The 14406-nt window shown below is 41.5% G+C and carries 16 protein-coding genes; 7 read left to right on the top strand and 9 right to left on the bottom strand.

Annotated features, from left to right (window positions below; genetic code table 11):
• Nucleotides 1–11: 11 nt before the first annotated feature.
• The 4 genes from SIB66_RS12515 to SIB66_RS12530 form a co-directional block, all read right to left on the bottom strand.
• Entirely contained in the window at nucleotides 12–1394 is a 1383-nt protein-coding gene (locus SIB66_RS12515) for a hypothetical protein (RefSeq protein WP_063421494.1), read from the bottom strand.
• Between the two features lie 229 nt (nucleotides 1395–1623).
• A complete protein-coding gene (locus tag SIB66_RS12520) occupies nucleotides 1624–1839 on the bottom strand; it encodes a hypothetical protein (protein WP_063406063.1) in 216 nt (71 codons plus the stop codon).
• A gap of 76 nt (nucleotides 1840–1915) precedes the next feature.
• The gene (locus SIB66_RS12525; protein WP_236070180.1) at nucleotides 1916–2083 is read right to left on the bottom strand and encodes a hypothetical protein; all 168 of its coding nucleotides are present in this window, start codon (nucleotides 2081–2083) and stop codon (nucleotides 1916–1918) included.
• 130 nt (nucleotides 2084–2213) lie between these two features.
• Nucleotides 2214–2675: a hypothetical protein gene (locus SIB66_RS12530; RefSeq protein WP_413681321.1), complete on the bottom strand. Its 462-nt coding sequence runs from the start codon at nucleotides 2673–2675 to the stop codon at nucleotides 2214–2216.
• A 480-nt stretch (nucleotides 2676–3155) separates the two neighbouring features.
• Here SIB66_RS12530 and SIB66_RS12535 point away from each other — a divergent pair, with 480 nt between their 5' ends.
• From SIB66_RS12535 to SIB66_RS12545, 3 genes are all read left to right on the top strand, one after another.
• A complete protein-coding gene (locus SIB66_RS12535; protein ID WP_063406062.1) occupies nucleotides 3156–3506 on the top strand; it encodes a Nif11-like leader peptide family RiPP precursor in 351 nt (116 codons plus the stop codon).
• Nucleotides 3507–3572: 66 nt separating this feature from the next.
• Nucleotides 3573–5015, top strand: coding sequence for a radical SAM/SPASM domain-containing protein (locus SIB66_RS12540; protein WP_063421492.1), 1443 nt, complete (start codon nucleotides 3573–3575; stop codon nucleotides 5013–5015).
• Between the two features lie 86 nt (nucleotides 5016–5101).
• Nucleotides 5102–5809, top strand: coding sequence for a phytanoyl-CoA dioxygenase family protein (locus SIB66_RS12545; protein ID WP_063406060.1), 708 nt, complete (start codon nucleotides 5102–5104; stop codon nucleotides 5807–5809).
• Nucleotides 5810–5814: 5 nt separating this feature from the next.
• On the opposite strand, the gene SIB66_RS12550 is transcribed toward SIB66_RS12545, so the two are convergent.
• Nucleotides 5815–6576, bottom strand: coding sequence for a phage integrase N-terminal SAM-like domain-containing protein (locus SIB66_RS12550; protein ID WP_063406059.1), 762 nt, complete (start codon nucleotides 6574–6576; stop codon nucleotides 5815–5817).
• A 610-nt stretch (nucleotides 6577–7186) separates the two neighbouring features.
• On the opposite strand from SIB66_RS12550, the gene SIB66_RS12555 reads away from it, so the two are divergent.
• From SIB66_RS12555 to SIB66_RS12570, 4 genes are all read left to right on the top strand, one after another.
• Complete coding sequence (locus SIB66_RS12555) at nucleotides 7187–7387, top strand: hypothetical protein (protein WP_063406058.1); 201 nt, start codon at nucleotides 7187–7189, stop codon at nucleotides 7385–7387.
• 74 nt (nucleotides 7388–7461) lie between these two features.
• A complete protein-coding gene (locus tag SIB66_RS12560; RefSeq protein ID WP_063406057.1) occupies nucleotides 7462–7710 on the top strand; it encodes a hypothetical protein in 249 nt (82 codons plus the stop codon).
• Between the two features lie 200 nt (nucleotides 7711–7910).
• Nucleotides 7911–8159 carry a hypothetical protein gene (locus tag SIB66_RS12565; RefSeq protein ID WP_063406056.1) on the top strand — a complete coding sequence of 83 codons (249 nt, stop codon included), beginning with the start codon at nucleotides 7911–7913 and terminating at the stop codon, nucleotides 8157–8159.
• A gap of 310 nt (nucleotides 8160–8469) precedes the next feature.
• Nucleotides 8470–8694: a CCRG-2 family RiPP gene (locus SIB66_RS12570; protein WP_236070177.1), complete on the top strand. Its 225-nt coding sequence runs from the start codon at nucleotides 8470–8472 to the stop codon at nucleotides 8692–8694.
• 492 nt (nucleotides 8695–9186) lie between these two features.
• Here SIB66_RS12570 and SIB66_RS12575 read toward each other — a convergent pair whose 3' ends face one another.
• From SIB66_RS12575 to SIB66_RS12590, 4 genes are all read right to left on the bottom strand, one after another.
• Nucleotides 9187–9576, bottom strand: a complete 390-nt coding sequence (locus SIB66_RS12575; protein ID WP_236070176.1) for a hypothetical protein — start codon at nucleotides 9574–9576, stop codon at nucleotides 9187–9189.
• Between the two features lie 271 nt (nucleotides 9577–9847).
• Nucleotides 9848–12604: a lectin-like protein gene (locus tag SIB66_RS12580; RefSeq protein WP_413681322.1), complete on the bottom strand. Its 2757-nt coding sequence runs from the start codon at nucleotides 12602–12604 to the stop codon at nucleotides 9848–9850.
• 563 nt (nucleotides 12605–13167) lie between these two features.
• Nucleotides 13168–13344 carry a hypothetical protein gene (locus SIB66_RS12585; protein WP_236070133.1) on the bottom strand — a complete coding sequence of 59 codons (177 nt, stop codon included), beginning with the start codon at nucleotides 13342–13344 and terminating at the stop codon, nucleotides 13168–13170.
• Nucleotides 13345–13420: 76 nt separating this feature from the next.
• Nucleotides 13421–14134 (bottom strand): hypothetical protein, encoded by a 714-nt coding sequence (locus SIB66_RS12590; RefSeq protein ID WP_236070132.1) that lies wholly within the window; start codon nucleotides 14132–14134, stop codon nucleotides 13421–13423.
• Between the last annotated feature and the right edge of the window lie 272 nt (nucleotides 14135–14406).

A 14406-nucleotide genomic window follows, 5' to 3' on the forward strand; every position in this document is an offset into this window, starting at 1 on the left:
ATTCGATATGGCTACTCCGCAGCAATAGCAGAAGCCTCTCCAAGAGCTTCAAGAGTTAATTCTGGATCCTCAAGAATTAACTCATCAATAGCGTCACTACCGTAATAATACTCATCTTCAACCGCTTTTTCTGCAAATTCTCTCAATTGAGCAGTCATTTCTTTAAATGCCTCATTATCCTCCTCAACATTGTCTGCCCACTTGTAAATCTTCTGAGCTATTTTCTTCATTATTTTTTGTGCCACCTTTTCAGTTACTCCCTTTTTAATAGATTTGCCAAGCACGTGAAATGCTCGGTCTATCTCTTCCATGCTTAATCCAGTTTCTCTTTTCAGCCATTGCTTTGTCGATTCCGTATCCGACTTAACCCCATTGATGACTGGTTGAACGACATGATGATGAACCCAATTGACAGCATGCTTCCCACCACTTTCAATAACGTGAATATCACATTCCGGATCATACCAATGACAATCATGCACCCTTACTTGCCGATTGCCTGGCGATTGTTCTAGCAAGGCATTGAGGGGACTTGTATTAAATTTGGGACTGCCTTGATTAGGGGTAAACTTAAGAATAATATTTGCCGAAATGCGCGCATCAAAAGCTTTATCATAGGAAGCTTTCAAAGATGTCGAAAGATAATCATTTAGCTCATACCTTAGCTTCCCTCTGACGCCAGAACTATTGCCAGCACCAAGATCCCCCTCCTGATAATAATAACCAGCATAAACACTTGTCTTATCATCTATCACAATACCAATGTCTAAACCATAGGTATTCAATGCCCCCCCTGCCGCATACCAATTCAACCATTGTTCAGTTTCGCCTATAGGCACTAATGCATATGCATCCATAAGGTAATTAGACGACTTGGCTTCTAATCCAACAGCTAACTGTTGAAAAAAGGCCGTAAGTTCTGAATCCAATAATGCAATACCATTTGTCATATACCCTGTCGCAATAGGTCTTGAGTCATACCCAGCATTTACTCCATAAATCCATCTTTTGTCACTATTTAACCATCTATAACCAATTCTTGTTGATGTACTGATAGTAGTACCTTTAACAGTTGTCTCAACGATACTGCTGTCCATATCTCTGTCTGAAAAATTAGCATTTACAATTCCATCAATATATAAAAAGCTCTTTTCAGTCTTAGCTATTGGTGAAAAGAAGCCTAAACCCACCATATTAGGTGTTCCTGCTCCTTGTAATGCACCTTCAAAGCGCCACTTGTGCTGCACAGCGTCTTTAAGGTTGATCTCCATCACGCCTAGATCTGCTGCACTGCCGTCTTCTTCTTGAGCAGCTACTGGTTGGATGGGAGTGCTGGAAAGGGCTAGTGCAGCAGCACCAGCAAGCGACAGAGGAAGACGAAGAGAACGCTGCACTGGGATTGAACGATTAAAAGGTCATTCATTATCTGGCATGTTTTTGCTTGCAGCGATTAGGTAGCATCAACTTCAGCAATTGGTTTGTCGTCAGTGGCTAAGCCAAGTGAGATCTTCATTCGTCAACTCCTTCTGTTCACGTAAGAGCTAGTTAAGGAAGTTGTATTAAAGATGGTGGTTCACTCGCTCGCTTTGCTCGCTCGTTCACCTCACCATCAGTAATAGGGAGCTAAAGAGCTGTTGTGTCTTTCGTGAATGGTGTGTATCCTTTTGAGCAGAGCAACCTTTCAAGCCTGTTCATCAGATGAGTGTGATGCAGGTAGAGGTGTTTGATTGTCTCTGTGTCTTTGTCCTCTTGTGCTGCTAGCAACATCTTTTCGTAGATGCTGACTTTGCAGAGCATGGAGCGGCAAAGCTTTTCTTTTGCGGTAGTGAGTGTGGTCATTGTGTTGGTATGTCTTTGTTGTCTTTCCTCTTAGAGTAGGGGGGTAGGTGTCTTTTTCTAGTGCTTGCAAGGGTTTTCAGTCAAGAGCATCAAAGAAACGCTTGATTATTAGCTCTTCTGGTGTGAGGCGCTCTCGAGGTTGTTGAGGAGTCAGCTGTAAGGGGGTAGGCGTTGGGGGATCTTCTTTGTCTTGAGTCTCTTCTCTAATCTCCTTTAACCATTCATCGAGGATGTCATCTGTCATTGACTTCTACTTGTTTGTGCCTAAAATATATTAACAAGATTTATATTAGTACCTCTTTGTCTGAAGATAATAGCTATTAGTGGCATGGGTGAGCATCTTAAGAACTTCATGGAAGAGTATTCTTAATGGTTTAAGTACATGCTGTACGATTGTTGAAGTGCGTATACAAATAACCTTGTGGCGGTTCAGCAGGACTGATATGAGCAAGCTGCTGCCTGTAAAAATTTTGTAGAGCCAGATCCATAATTGAAGGTGAATACAGAGATAACTTTGAAAGAAAGTCTACAAATGATTTACTAGGAGGAGTATATCGATCGGGAATCTGAACAAATTGCCTATAGAAGTGATAATCATATGCATGCTTATTTTCAAAAGCAAATGTAAGAATTGCACCATACTTAGGGAAGTCGCAAGCCAACCCAGAATGCAGTAAACGTGGATCAAAAAAAACAACATCACCTGGATTAACATCAATCCAAATCGCCTTGCGGGAACAACTGTTAACTAGATGGCTGCCTGGGTACAAGCCAAATGTTATAGGCCGATACTCATGAAAGAAAGTAATTGCTCTAACAAATTTAAAATTTTTCAATCCAGAGTCCCAACTAGGCGGCTCAGAGAAGTCAAACCATAGATCTCGATGGAATGGAAAACCAGATCTATGAGCAAACAAAATATCACCTCCATGACAAAACCGTATTGATGGACCAATCAAATTTCGGATGGTTGAAATGAGTTTCGGGTATGATAGGAATGGCCAAATACTGGGCTCCTTAACAAGGAAACATGGAGATAGAAAACCTTGCTTTAGACCATTTGAGACTAGATCAGAGTCAGAATCATCGAGCCCACTAATTGACCGAGTGAATTGAAGCATATGATTAACCATTTCAAGGTCAATAAGACGCTTGGAATACCAAAAACCCTCTTCAACATAACTTTGATGGCTCAAAATAAAGATTTGACATTCTCTAAACATATTACTCAAAGAGCAATATGAGTAACTTTTTGTTGCGAATAATGTAAGGCCAACAGAAAGAAGCTTTATAGTAAATGTTTAGAATTTGATGAGATGAGCAAAGAATCTGCTGAGGCTTTTGTATCCAATATGTATGCAGACGAGGACTATGCACAATCAGTTGTAGAAGCCAGATCAAAAGAAGAGCGCCGTGAATTGCTTAACAAGCGAGGCTACGAATTTTCACTAGAAGAGCTAGAAGCGGCAATCTCTGAGTTTGGTTTGTCAGATGACGAGAGAGAGTTAACGTCTAATGAGCTTACCGCCGTAGCTGGGGGAGCACGAAGAAGAGCTTCAGGAGGTAGATTTTTCACTGCAGCTATTAAAAGTTTTAAGACAGGCTTTACAAGCGGCCGTGGTATAAAATGTGACGGGTCAGGCAGCGAAGATGAATGCGTTTGTTGACGACTCATATGTCAATCTATAAGAATATTAATATAATTTTCCCACTCACTTTTCACGATACCTAAAATGCTCAAGCTAGAACAACATCATATTTCAAAACATGATGATTGTAATTTGGTTATTCTGCCAAATAAGATGAGTGCATTTGCTGCTAGCGAAAAACAAATAAATCTTTTGCACTCACTTCAGTCAAGGAGCCTAGAGACGGCTTCAGCTGAAGAAATCAAAGTTTTGAATGAAATTAATATGATTACCAATAGAGATAACCAGGATTTCGAAGAACTTACAAGTAAAGTAGATATTTATAAGATAGCTCTCTTTATAAGCCAGGATTGTAATTTTAATTGTGTCTACTGTTATGGCGCAGAAGAAGGTTCTCCAGTTGGAGGAACCTATGGCAAAAGAGGTCATATGTCTGCGATTACGGCAAGGAGTGCAATCGATTGGCTGATAACTGCATCAGGTGAATTAGATACAATTGCGATAGGTTTTTTCGGTGGAGAGCCACTTTTGAATTTTCAAGGTATGCAAGATATTGTAGAATATGCAAACAAACAAGCCAATAAACATGATAAAAAGATCAAGTACAGTATTACCACCAATGCCTCTCTTCTAGACGAAGATAAAATACATTTTTTAAAGGATAATGATGTACATGTAACGGTCAGCATGGATGGAGGGCGTCGCATTCAAGACTCTCAAAGGCCATTACCAAATGGAAGAGGAACATATGAATTAATTGAACCAAAAGTAAAGGCCTTATTGAAGGAAATACCTGAAACAGTCTGTAGAGGGACAGTTTTTAATGACGCAGATGTGTTCCAAGCAGAACAAGATCTGAGTAAACTCGGATTCAAGCAAGTTTATCTGACTGTCGCATCGCCCTCTTTATTAAAACAACCTGAAAAAGAAATCAATACTTCGTCAAAAGTTGAAGAAGGCCTACATCGCTTTCATTACTCAATGCAAAAGGCAAAAGATGAAGCATATCAAATTCTCAAAGCAATAAAAAGTCGTGACTCTCTACAACTAAATCAGTTGATAGTAAATGGAGCATGGGCCCGAAAAATCATTCGGTACTCAGAGCAATTTGTACAGCAACAAAAAACACATTTCCCCTGTGGAGCAGGTCGTCATTATGTTGGCGTATCTGCTTCTGGCGACATATATCCATGCCATAGATTTGTCGGAGCTGAATCTACTAAAATTGGTTCTATTTTCAAAGGCGAGTTAAATCGGAGTAAGTACCATCAAACCACTCTACATAAAGATAATGGTAATAACTGCTCTAGTTGCTTTGCCAAGTACGTCTGTTCAGGAGGATGCCACCATGACAATATGGGTGCGACTGGAGACGTTCACGGACCAGATCCAGAAATGTGCGATTTAATTCGTGAAGTGGTTGAAGTGTCGGCACTAATTTCAATAAAACTAACAAATCAAGATAAAGAGTATCTTGAAAGTAATAAATTCTACCAGCCATATAATTGCCCTCTGGATATTTTTTGAGGTGAGTTCTTATTCTAACTCAAGACGATATTAAGCAATTTGCTAATAACGGTTTTTTAGTCAAGCGCAATTTCTTTTCAAAGGATTTGGTCGATAAAGCATTAAATTGCTTTCTTGAGTCATGGCCGAGAAGCAAGAGCCTTGATGAAAATGGACGAAATTGGCATGGGCCTTTCAATCCCAAAGAAGAGTGCTCTGGTAATGGTCTAATTCGCAGCGGATATAGATGGCTCGACAGAAGAAAGTCCAAAGAAGATTGGATTGTCAAAGGTTTTCTTTTGGACCCTAATTTGATATTAAGTGCCGAACAATTGATCGGATTCAATAATTTACTGACACCTACAGAAATCAGAGGTATATATGCGACCTTACCATCGCAAGGACAATCAGAGTTTCCTCTTTACCCTCATGTTGATTCCCATCCATTCAGTCTTGGGGTTGTTACGTACCTGATGGATATATCATCACCTGGGGCAGGAGCATTCACTGTTTGGCCTGAAAGCCACCTTAAAATGAACTATTCTTTTATAAATAAAGTCGGTGAACAAAAAACCTTTGATCATAAAATTATACTTAGAGAAACATTAGATCAAATAAATCCATTAGAGCTTCTAGCTCACAAGGGTGATTTGATCTTTTGGCACCATAGACTTATTCATGCTGCAGGAATCAATCACTCCAAAATCCCCAGGGTAGCCTTATTTGCAGATTTATTTCACAGTCAATTTAAGTTGCTAATGATTGAGGATTCATGTGTCAATCTTTGGGAACACTGGTCGCCAAAGCTAAGATAATTGAACTAGTTCATCAACACAATATTCCTTTTGACGAGAAAACAAGGCAAAGTAAATGCTTTAATGAGTTCATCAGATGAGTGTGATGCATGTAGAGGTCTTTGGTTGTCTGTGTGTCTTGATCTTCTTGTGCGCCTAGCAACCTCTCCAGGAGTCAATCGCACTAAAGCTGGCAAACCCTTAAAAATATGCGCTACACCTCGTGCTTCACTCAAGCTGGTCCATAGACCTGAGAGATAAGCCAGCTGCACTTTTACAGTGTTCTTACTTAATCCCCTAGCTAACAACTTTTGTTTGTAGGCCTCAGCCATTTCGCGCGTACACGAAAGAGGGCTCGCTACTTGGCAGAAATCCATGAACGCTTCTAGAGCCTTGACCCACTGCACGTAGGTTCTTGAGGCAGGTTCTTTTTGCTGACGTCGTAACTCAAGCAAGTCTTCTGGCATCAACAAGCTCTCAGACTTTTCGATGCCTTGGAGCAGATCAAAACCTCTTTTGGCCTGTTCACTAGTTAAGAGGTCTTGAACTCTCAACATCTCAAGGCCGACTGCCATATCACCCTTCTCAGCATGAGGAGTCAGCCCAGGCAGAACCTCTAACAGCTCATCAGTAGTCAAAGCAGCTTGCCCCCGTGCCTGCGCAATCAGCGCATCAGTTCTCTGCAAGGAAGCCTTCTGGCGGGCTCTTGCCTCATGCAGAGTCTTCCCTCCTAGCTCTTTAAAAATGATTTGCCGATCACGCTCATCAAATCCATAGGGACTACCCATTGCAGCATGTAGCTTTGACGAGCCTTAGTGATGTAGTTCGGGACCTTTCTGAACGGCACCTAGACCAACAGCTATATCAAACCAATCCAATAATGCTTAGAGATCTCTGCCCAGCTCTCGCCAACAAGACCTACTTCAACTAGAGAGCACTACCCTAACAGTCTCTAAAATCTCTTGCAGTGCAAAGCTTTTCAGGAATAGAGAATCAGACCTATACCAACAGCTATACCAACGTTATCCGCACAAATCAGCAGTAATCCCTACAAGAAAAATCCATGAGGGATAGGGGTTTGTGAATATCAAGCAGGTTCCTTTGCTCTGGTGATCAAGACTCAACGCACCTTGTTTTCCCTAACAGATCATGTCTAAAAGATATAGCCGTGCGTTGCAGGGGGGCTATGGGGACAATGAGGGCCGTCTACATACGTTATATCGCTTCAGACATTTGCGCTCTAAAACCTCGCTTCAACAAGAACTTTATCTTCTTCAGGCAATTTCATCAAAGGGTGGATATGCTAATTAAAGAAGATTTATACCAATAGCAACTCTTGAACAATTCAAGGAAGTATAAGCAACTCTAAGCAAGGAAAAGAAAGTTGAACTTTATAACTTGTTTCTTCAGAGTCCAGAGAAGGGTATTGAAGCGATTATTGAACTAGCAATTGAGCTAGGTGAGTCAATTACTAAGGAAGAAGTATCGCAATTTGTTATGGAGATTGATGCAGAAGATGAATTTGATGATGTTGAACTGGATGAAGCAACACTGGCGGCAGTAAGCGGCGGGTCGGGCGTAAACGAGACTGGTAGTTAATGGGGCGGTAAACGCTGCTAGCTAATATCCGGTAGATTTCTCCAATATTTCAGTTCTGATGAGTACTTCAAGGGATGGCTATACTTAAAGAAGAGTATTTACACCTAATGACTGACCCAACTGAAAACGGAGGAATCAACGAGGAACTATCAATTGACAAGCTGGAAGCTGTATCAGGAGGAGTTAAAAAGATGCAAGAATTAAAACATAGAATTAAAACAGGTAAATTACCTCGAGTAAATGAAGCTGGTGCGAGTGAATCTCAAAAGGGAGATGAGCTTTATGAAAGAATGAAAGAGCAGGGAACGCTAGGGCGAGAATAAATTTGAGCATCGGCATATCGCTAACTAATATCCTGTAGATTCCTCCAATATTCTAGTTCTGGTAATTCCTAATAGGACCTGTGACCAAGGTCACAACCAGCAATGATTGGAATCAATGACGTAGTAGAGAAATTGGGAGATGGTGTGTTTGTCGGCGGAAGAGATTCCAACGAACTTAAACACATTACTCATTTTTAATCATGACTACTTTTAAAAATCAGATCACCGAAGCTGAATTTGAAGCACTCGTTATGAGTGAGCTTGAAGACATGGAGCTGACTCCTGAACAGCTGGCATTCATAACTGGTGGTGGCTTATTGGCTTGGGCTAAAAAAGTAGCCAACAAAGTAGGCGGCTGGGCCGACCGTAAGTTTGGCGATGGTGATGGAAAGTTTGATTGGAAAGACATCATCATCATTTGGGGTGATGGAAAGTTAGACATATCATGAACGACATCATCATCATCAGCGAGATTCCTACTTACCCAAACCCAGGTCCTACTGACCCATACCCAAGACCTGGTCTTTGATTTAAGGCTGATCCTTATAGATAGAATATATTCTCATATGCATGTCTACGGCAAATGCAGATTACTTTAATGAGATCTTTATTACCCCGCCATCGAGCGGGGTTTTTTATACCATTTTCAGCTTGTGATTAAGATCACAGTTGAAGATGACTCAGATTATCAGAGTTGTTGCTGATTTGGTAGATGATGTGTACATCAGAGGGATAAGTCCCTCACAACCATTCAAACCAATGACTGACAACGAACTTACGAATGAAGAGCTACAATCCATCAACGGTGGTGGTGTATTTGCAAAGTTGGACGGCTATCGTTCAACAATTTCACGATCAAATCAACGGAGAGTGGTTATCCATCCAGATCTTATTATTGATCCTGTTCATAAAGTTGATTTTGTTGTAGGACCTGTAAATCATAGAGTTGGATTTATTGTTGGACCTGTAAGTCGGAGGGTTTAGGTGATCAGGTAGCCACATCTCAATAGCTTAATTTAGTTAATTTGTACGTTCTCTAGCCACTCCACCATCTCTCGCTTCCGCTTGGCTAGGGATGGTTCCTTTTCACATCGTTATCCGCTTCAGACATTTGTGTCATAAAACCTAAGCCCGATCTGAAATTATTTTTTCTGGTAATTTCTTCCAAGGATAACTATACTATATAAACATACATAAGTCTAGTGAAAACACCTGGCATCCTCATACTTCTAACATTCCTTGTATCACTACCTTCAATCGCTGAAGAGGAACAAAAGAAACCAAAGAAGCAACCAGAACTAACACCAGTTATACGGGCTATGTTCTCAAGCCCACGTAATAGAGATGTAAGGGTGCACGATTCAGCTATTGAATTTGGAGTGTGGTGTGACTTAGATGGTTCTTGTTGGGATTATGATTCGAACCCATGTCAGTATGGTAATTTGAGTGGGCACGACGGGCCCTGTTGAGTTTAATTTAGTTAATTTGTACGTTCTTTAGCCACTCCACCATCTCTTGCTTTCGCTTGGCTAGGGATGGTTTCTTTTCAGCTTCAAGTGTTAGCTGCTTAACTTGAGGTTTAACCTTGTTCTGTTGGGTTGGCTTGCTAGGTTTAGCTTGAGGTGTTTTATATGGAGCTTCTAAGCTATTACTCTTTACCTTTGATTTTGGTGCTGGCTTAGACCTACGGTTCAGTGACTTATTGATGCTAAGTGGTTGTTGTGCTTGAAGCTCCTGTTGCTGTAGTAGTAATGAGTCATGAAGTGAAGGCTGTACTACCTTCAACTGCTGACCAACATTAGTCCTTAATTGGTTACGTGCCATTTGGTAATTATATTTGGGTAATGAGCCGACGATGAATTGCATATCAAGAGTAGTAAGCCCACCCTTCTGCACTAAACGTATCTATACCGGCTCTAATATCGATGTTTCTGTTGGAAGGCATGTAACTAATTTGCAGAATGCAAGTTTCTATTTCTGATGAATGGCTCTATCAATTGACAGAAGATTGACATCAAGTTGCGATAAAATTGCCCAGGACTATGGAAGCTTGATGGAAAATTATGCTTATCAAGCCATAAGCTACCATAAGCTACCATAAGCTTATTTATCTTAGGTCCATCTTCCTCCTTATAGTTTATGTACTAGACCCACCCATGATGTCATCATTCAGGCCGATGCCTGTAATGTCCTCTGTGTAATTTCCGCCGTCGCCGGATACTGACGGATTAGGGTTATTTGTTCCTCCTGTAACCACTTCGTTCCGAGGTGCATTATCAGAATCTATATTTGAATTGGAAGTATTCGCATTTTGCACATGTTCTAGAGGAGCATCATATCCACCAGATGAGGCTAAGGCTTCGAGGGTATTCTGCTTCTCAAATGATGTATTATCCCAGGACTCATTAATACCATTTTGTGCATTTAGCTCTGTCCATGACATTTGGTTGTCCCCTACAGTTGTTCCATTCGACATTCCATGAAAAGCCTCCTCGCCTGTATGAAGGGTTTTGCCCCAATCTTTATCTAATATCTTGAGATCAGCGATATCGATGACTCCATTGAAATCAGCATCAACGTCACTGGCATAAGTGTTAGCTTCTGCTTGCTTGGTCTGAGTGCCTATATCATTGCCCAAATTATCTTTCATCCCAGAGGTTACATCTTTAAGGGTCTGACGCGCTGCTCCTGCATTGAGGAATGCAAGGTCTTTCATTCCTACAGTGCCGTCAAAGTTGAGATCACCCTGGAATGTAATCAGGTTTTTTGATCCAACGTTAGTACCAACATCGTATTCATCCGTTTGATCCTTACCATGTTGGTCTTTCCTAATGACTTCCATTCTGTATAGATTTTTACCGGCATTAAACACTTTGCCTGCTTGATCGTCTCCAATTTCTACAGCAATCCTGACTGTCTTTTCTTCTTGTTTATTTGGATCGTAGTCTCCTATTTTCAGCCCATTAACTTCTTCTGCCGATGTAGTAACAAAGCTGCCACCTTTAAGTTTATTATTAGTGGCATCAATCTGATCGAGTGCTGTTTGATCAAGGATTCCATTTTTACTGTAGTCTATTGATGTGGTGGTAGCTGTTTTTAAGAATCCAGATTTCGACGAAATCACCTTGCCAACAGCAGTAGGATCAGTGGCAAGATTTTTGATTGTGATATCTGTAGCTGCTACATTGCCAGTATTTTTCCAAGTGACATCGCTGTAAACAGTTGAACCAGCTCGTATCAAGTTGGTCTTAATTCCTCCTGATGCAACGCCAATGGTTCGATTGGAGGCGAAAGTCAAGTCACCAGTTTGACTCAAGTCAACTTGGCCTTCATAGAGGGCTATCGAGTCCTTGATTGCTTTGACGCTACCGCCTAAGTCTCGTAGGGTTTTGATTTCTGCATTTTCAAGGCCGCTGGTCTCTGTAATGCTCTTGGAAAATACAGTGGAATCTCGATTAACAGAAAGATCAAATTCTAATGTTCCATCAAATGCATCCACACCGGATTCAGCCCCGTCATAGGTGAGCAATTTGCCAGCAGTGGCACTTCCTGTTGTGTATTTGGCTAAAGCAGTCTCGTCAAAATTTAGAGCAATTGAAGCGAATACCTTGTTTTCACCTGATGCTATGCCAGCGCCTGCACCGGTGAGATGATTTAAACCAGCACCGGCGATACGTATTTCGCCTTTAGTGTTATCAATATGAATCGCATTGGCGACAGGGAATAGAGAGGATAATTGGATTTGATCTTTATCAATTGAGCCGAAAAGATCTGTGTTGAATTTTAAAGTGATATCAGTAGACTCAAGTGTATATCCTTGGGCTACATTTTTCGCTAAAATATCTAAAATATAGGCATCATTATCTGTAGCGCCAATACCCTTGATGGCCGTACTTTTTAAAGGATCTTCTCTAATTGTTGTATCTACATCTGTCTCAAGCGCTATGCCGTCAGTTTCCGTTGAGCTGCTCCCATCTTTTCGCTTTGCTTTCCTTAGTTCATAGCTGATTTCAATTTTATCTGGCGTGATTTCTGCTATGCCTTTGAAATTGGCATCTGAATGGTTGAGTGAAATATCATCCCATGCTATACTTTCGCCATTGAATATATAAGATCCAGGATTGTTATAAATAGCAAATAAATGATCTTCTTCTTCTGGCTGTGATCCATAGCCGGGAAAGCTTCCTAATGCCCAATCTGTACCATCAAGCCATTGCCACGATCCTTCTGTTTCACTATCGGTCGCCCCCAGATAAAAATGTGTCCATGTTGTTGGATCCAAAGTATTTGAATCTCCATCATAGTAATATTTCTCTTTTGAAAATTCATTTTTCAGCCATTCATTTTCCTCCTCATTATTAATTGAGACTAAATTTCCGCCTAACTTCTGAGCATTAGCTTCTGCTTCTTTCCAGCTTGGGCCTTCAACAACTACATAAGCAGAATCTCCATTCCGGATGACTGGGATTTCGGCAATAGAAAACTCTGGAGCATATCCAGATTTTTGATCTCCGTCATTCCAGTCATTCCAGCCTTTTGCAATGTTCTCTATTCCCTGGTTATTTATAAGTGCAACTCCATAATCTGTAGATGTTCCTTTGATGAATGCACTGATATCTACATTTTCTGCAAAACTATCTGCCAGGAATATGAACTCATCTTGATTGTCAATAGAGGCTAAATTGCCGCCGAGTGATTGTGCTAATTGAAGATGATCTTGTTTGTAATTTTCTTTTGACTCTGCATCCCATGAGAACCAAGCAGTGCTAGCAGCCGTTGCTAAGGATGGATGTTCCGCTCGAAGATGGTCTATATAATTAAGCACATAAAGGCTATCGCCTCTCAGGTATACATTTCCATCTGCATTTAGCTTTATGCCTGCCTGATTGCTCATGCCCCTGCTCCCTCAGACCTATAAGGCCTAGCTTTAGCTAGTTATTAGTACAATTTTATCAAAACCAGCCGAATTAATCCTTTTCTTCAATTGAATGAACACACACTCAAACAATAGGGATCCGTTTAAGTATGAACACTTGAGTGTTTATACTTAAACGCTCAAGACTGGGAGAGTGGAGCCTTTTAGAAAGCTACCATTATTGATAACAGCACCTGGCTACATTGCATCACTAGCCAATGCAAGCCCCGCAGCACCAGCAAGCGATAGACGAAGGCGGAGGGAACGCAGCACTGGGATTGAACGCTTAAAAGGTCATTCACTATCTGCTTAATTGCTGGTTTCAGCAACTAGCCCACATCAACTACAGCAATTGGTTTGTCGTCAGTGGCTAAGCCAAGTGAGATCTTCATTTGTCAACTCCTTCTGTTCAAGTAAGAGCTAGTTAAGGAAGTTGTATTAAAGATGGGGGTTCACTCGCTCGCTTTGCTCGCTCGTTCACCTCACCATCAGAAATAGGGAGCTAAGGAACTGTTGTGTCTTTAGTAAATGGTGTGTGGTCCTTATGAGCAGAGCAACCTCTCAAGCCTGTTCATCAGATGAGTGTGATGTAGGTAGAGGTGTTTGATTGTCTCTGTGTCTTTCTCTTCTTGTGCTGTTAGCAACATCTTTTCGTAGATGCCGACTTTGCTGAGCATGGAGCGGCAAAGCTTTTCTTTGGCTGTCGTGAGTGTGGTCATGGTGTTGGTATGTCTATGTTGTCTTTCCTCTTAGAGTAGGGGGGTAGGTGTCTTTTTCTAGTGCTAGCAAGGGTTTTCAGTCAAGAGCATCAAAGAAGCGCTTGATGATTAGCTCTTCTGGTGTGAGGCGCTCTCGAGGTTGTTGAGGAGTGAGCTGTAAGGGAGTAGTCGTTGGTTGATTTGCTTTGTCTTGAGTCTCTTCTCTAATCCCCTTTAGCCATTGATCGAGCATGTCATCTGTCATTTCAGGTTCTAAGGCTTCTGCTTGTTTTCGTTGTTGCTCTTGTTGCCAGATCTCAGTTGCGAGCTGCTCATCCCAAATCTGGTAAGAAAGCATGATGCGGAAGATCTGCTCTTCTTTTTGATTGAGAGCTTCTGTGTCTTTGAAGTCATTGATGATCTGATCGATAAGTTCGTCTGCTTCTTGCTGCAGCATGGCGTCGATGGTTGAGAGCTCAGCTTGATCGCCAAGCTGCTGCATCATCAAACCCCGTTGCTCGTAGAGCTGCTTGTCTTTGTCTTGGCCCAATGCTTCTGCTTTGCTGTAAGCAGCTTTAGCTGATGCTTTGAGCTTTATGAGTTTTGATGGCTCGCCTTTGTGGGTTTGGCTCCATTGCTTAGCTAATGAATCTTGAGAGAGCTTGGGAGTGTCTTGCAGCTTGGTGATGGTTTCATCTTTGATGGCTTTAGCTAGCCAGATGATTGCAAGCCTGAGGATTTCTTTGTCTGTAAGTGCGAGTTGATCGGCTAAGCAGATTGCCTGATGCTTTTCTGCTTTAGGAAGACTCACCGAGAGAGGCCTAGAGCGCCCTGCATGGCCCTTGCTTGTTGCTGACGCTCTTGCGCATCTAGAAGTACTTTGCAGAGCCTTAAAGCCGCTTCTAGATGCCTCGTGCAAGGCGATGCGAATGGCTTCCCTTTGATTGCATTGAAGCGAGTTAATCAGACCTTCTAGCATTTGACCTTCTTGCGCAGATAGCATCGTTGTCATGCGTGCTGCACACTTTTGAGTTGATTGAATAATTGGATGCTTTGAAGAGTCAAAGCGATGCTGCTTGATGG

Origin of the sequence: Prochlorococcus sp. MIT 1318 (assembly GCF_047304505.1) — a bacterium.
GTDB lineage: Bacteria > Cyanobacteriota > Cyanobacteriia > PCC-6307 > Cyanobiaceae > Prochlorococcus > Prochlorococcus marinus_D.

Bases quoted from the DNA above. Each gene is read 5' to 3' on its own strand.
- SIB66_RS12585 (WP_236070133.1), bottom strand. From the start codon at position 13,344: ATGACCACACTCACGACAGCCAAAGAAAAGCTTTGCCGCTCCATGCTC.
- SIB66_RS12560 (WP_063406057.1), top strand. From the start codon at position 7,462: ATGGCTATACTTAAAGAAGAGTATTTACACCTAATGACTGACCCAACT.
- SIB66_RS12575 (WP_236070176.1), bottom strand. From the start codon at position 9,576: ATGCAATTCATCGTCGGCTCATTACCCAAATATAATTACCAAATGGCA.
- SIB66_RS12570 (WP_236070177.1), top strand. From the start codon at position 8,470: ATGACTGACAACGAACTTACGAATGAAGAGCTACAATCCATCAACGGT.
- SIB66_RS12520 (WP_063406063.1), bottom strand. From the start codon at position 1,839: ATGACCACACTCACTACCGCAAAAGAAAAGCTTTGCCGCTCCATGCTC.
- SIB66_RS12550 (WP_063406059.1), bottom strand. From the start codon at position 6,576: ATGGGTAGTCCCTATGGATTTGATGAGCGTGATCGGCAAATCATTTTT.
- SIB66_RS12580 (WP_413681322.1), bottom strand. From the start codon at position 12,604: ATGAGCAATCAGGCAGGCATAAAGCTAAATGCAGATGGAAATGTATAC.
- SIB66_RS12535 (WP_063406062.1), top strand. From the start codon at position 3,156: ATGAGCAAAGAATCTGCTGAGGCTTTTGTATCCAATATGTATGCAGAC.
- SIB66_RS12565 (WP_063406056.1), top strand. From the start codon at position 7,911: ATGACTACTTTTAAAAATCAGATCACCGAAGCTGAATTTGAAGCACTC.
- SIB66_RS12540 (WP_063421492.1), top strand. From the start codon at position 3,573: ATGCTCAAGCTAGAACAACATCATATTTCAAAACATGATGATTGTAAT.
- SIB66_RS12525 (WP_236070180.1), bottom strand. From the start codon at position 2,083: ATGACAGATGACATCCTCGATGAATGGTTAAAGGAGATTAGAGAAGAG.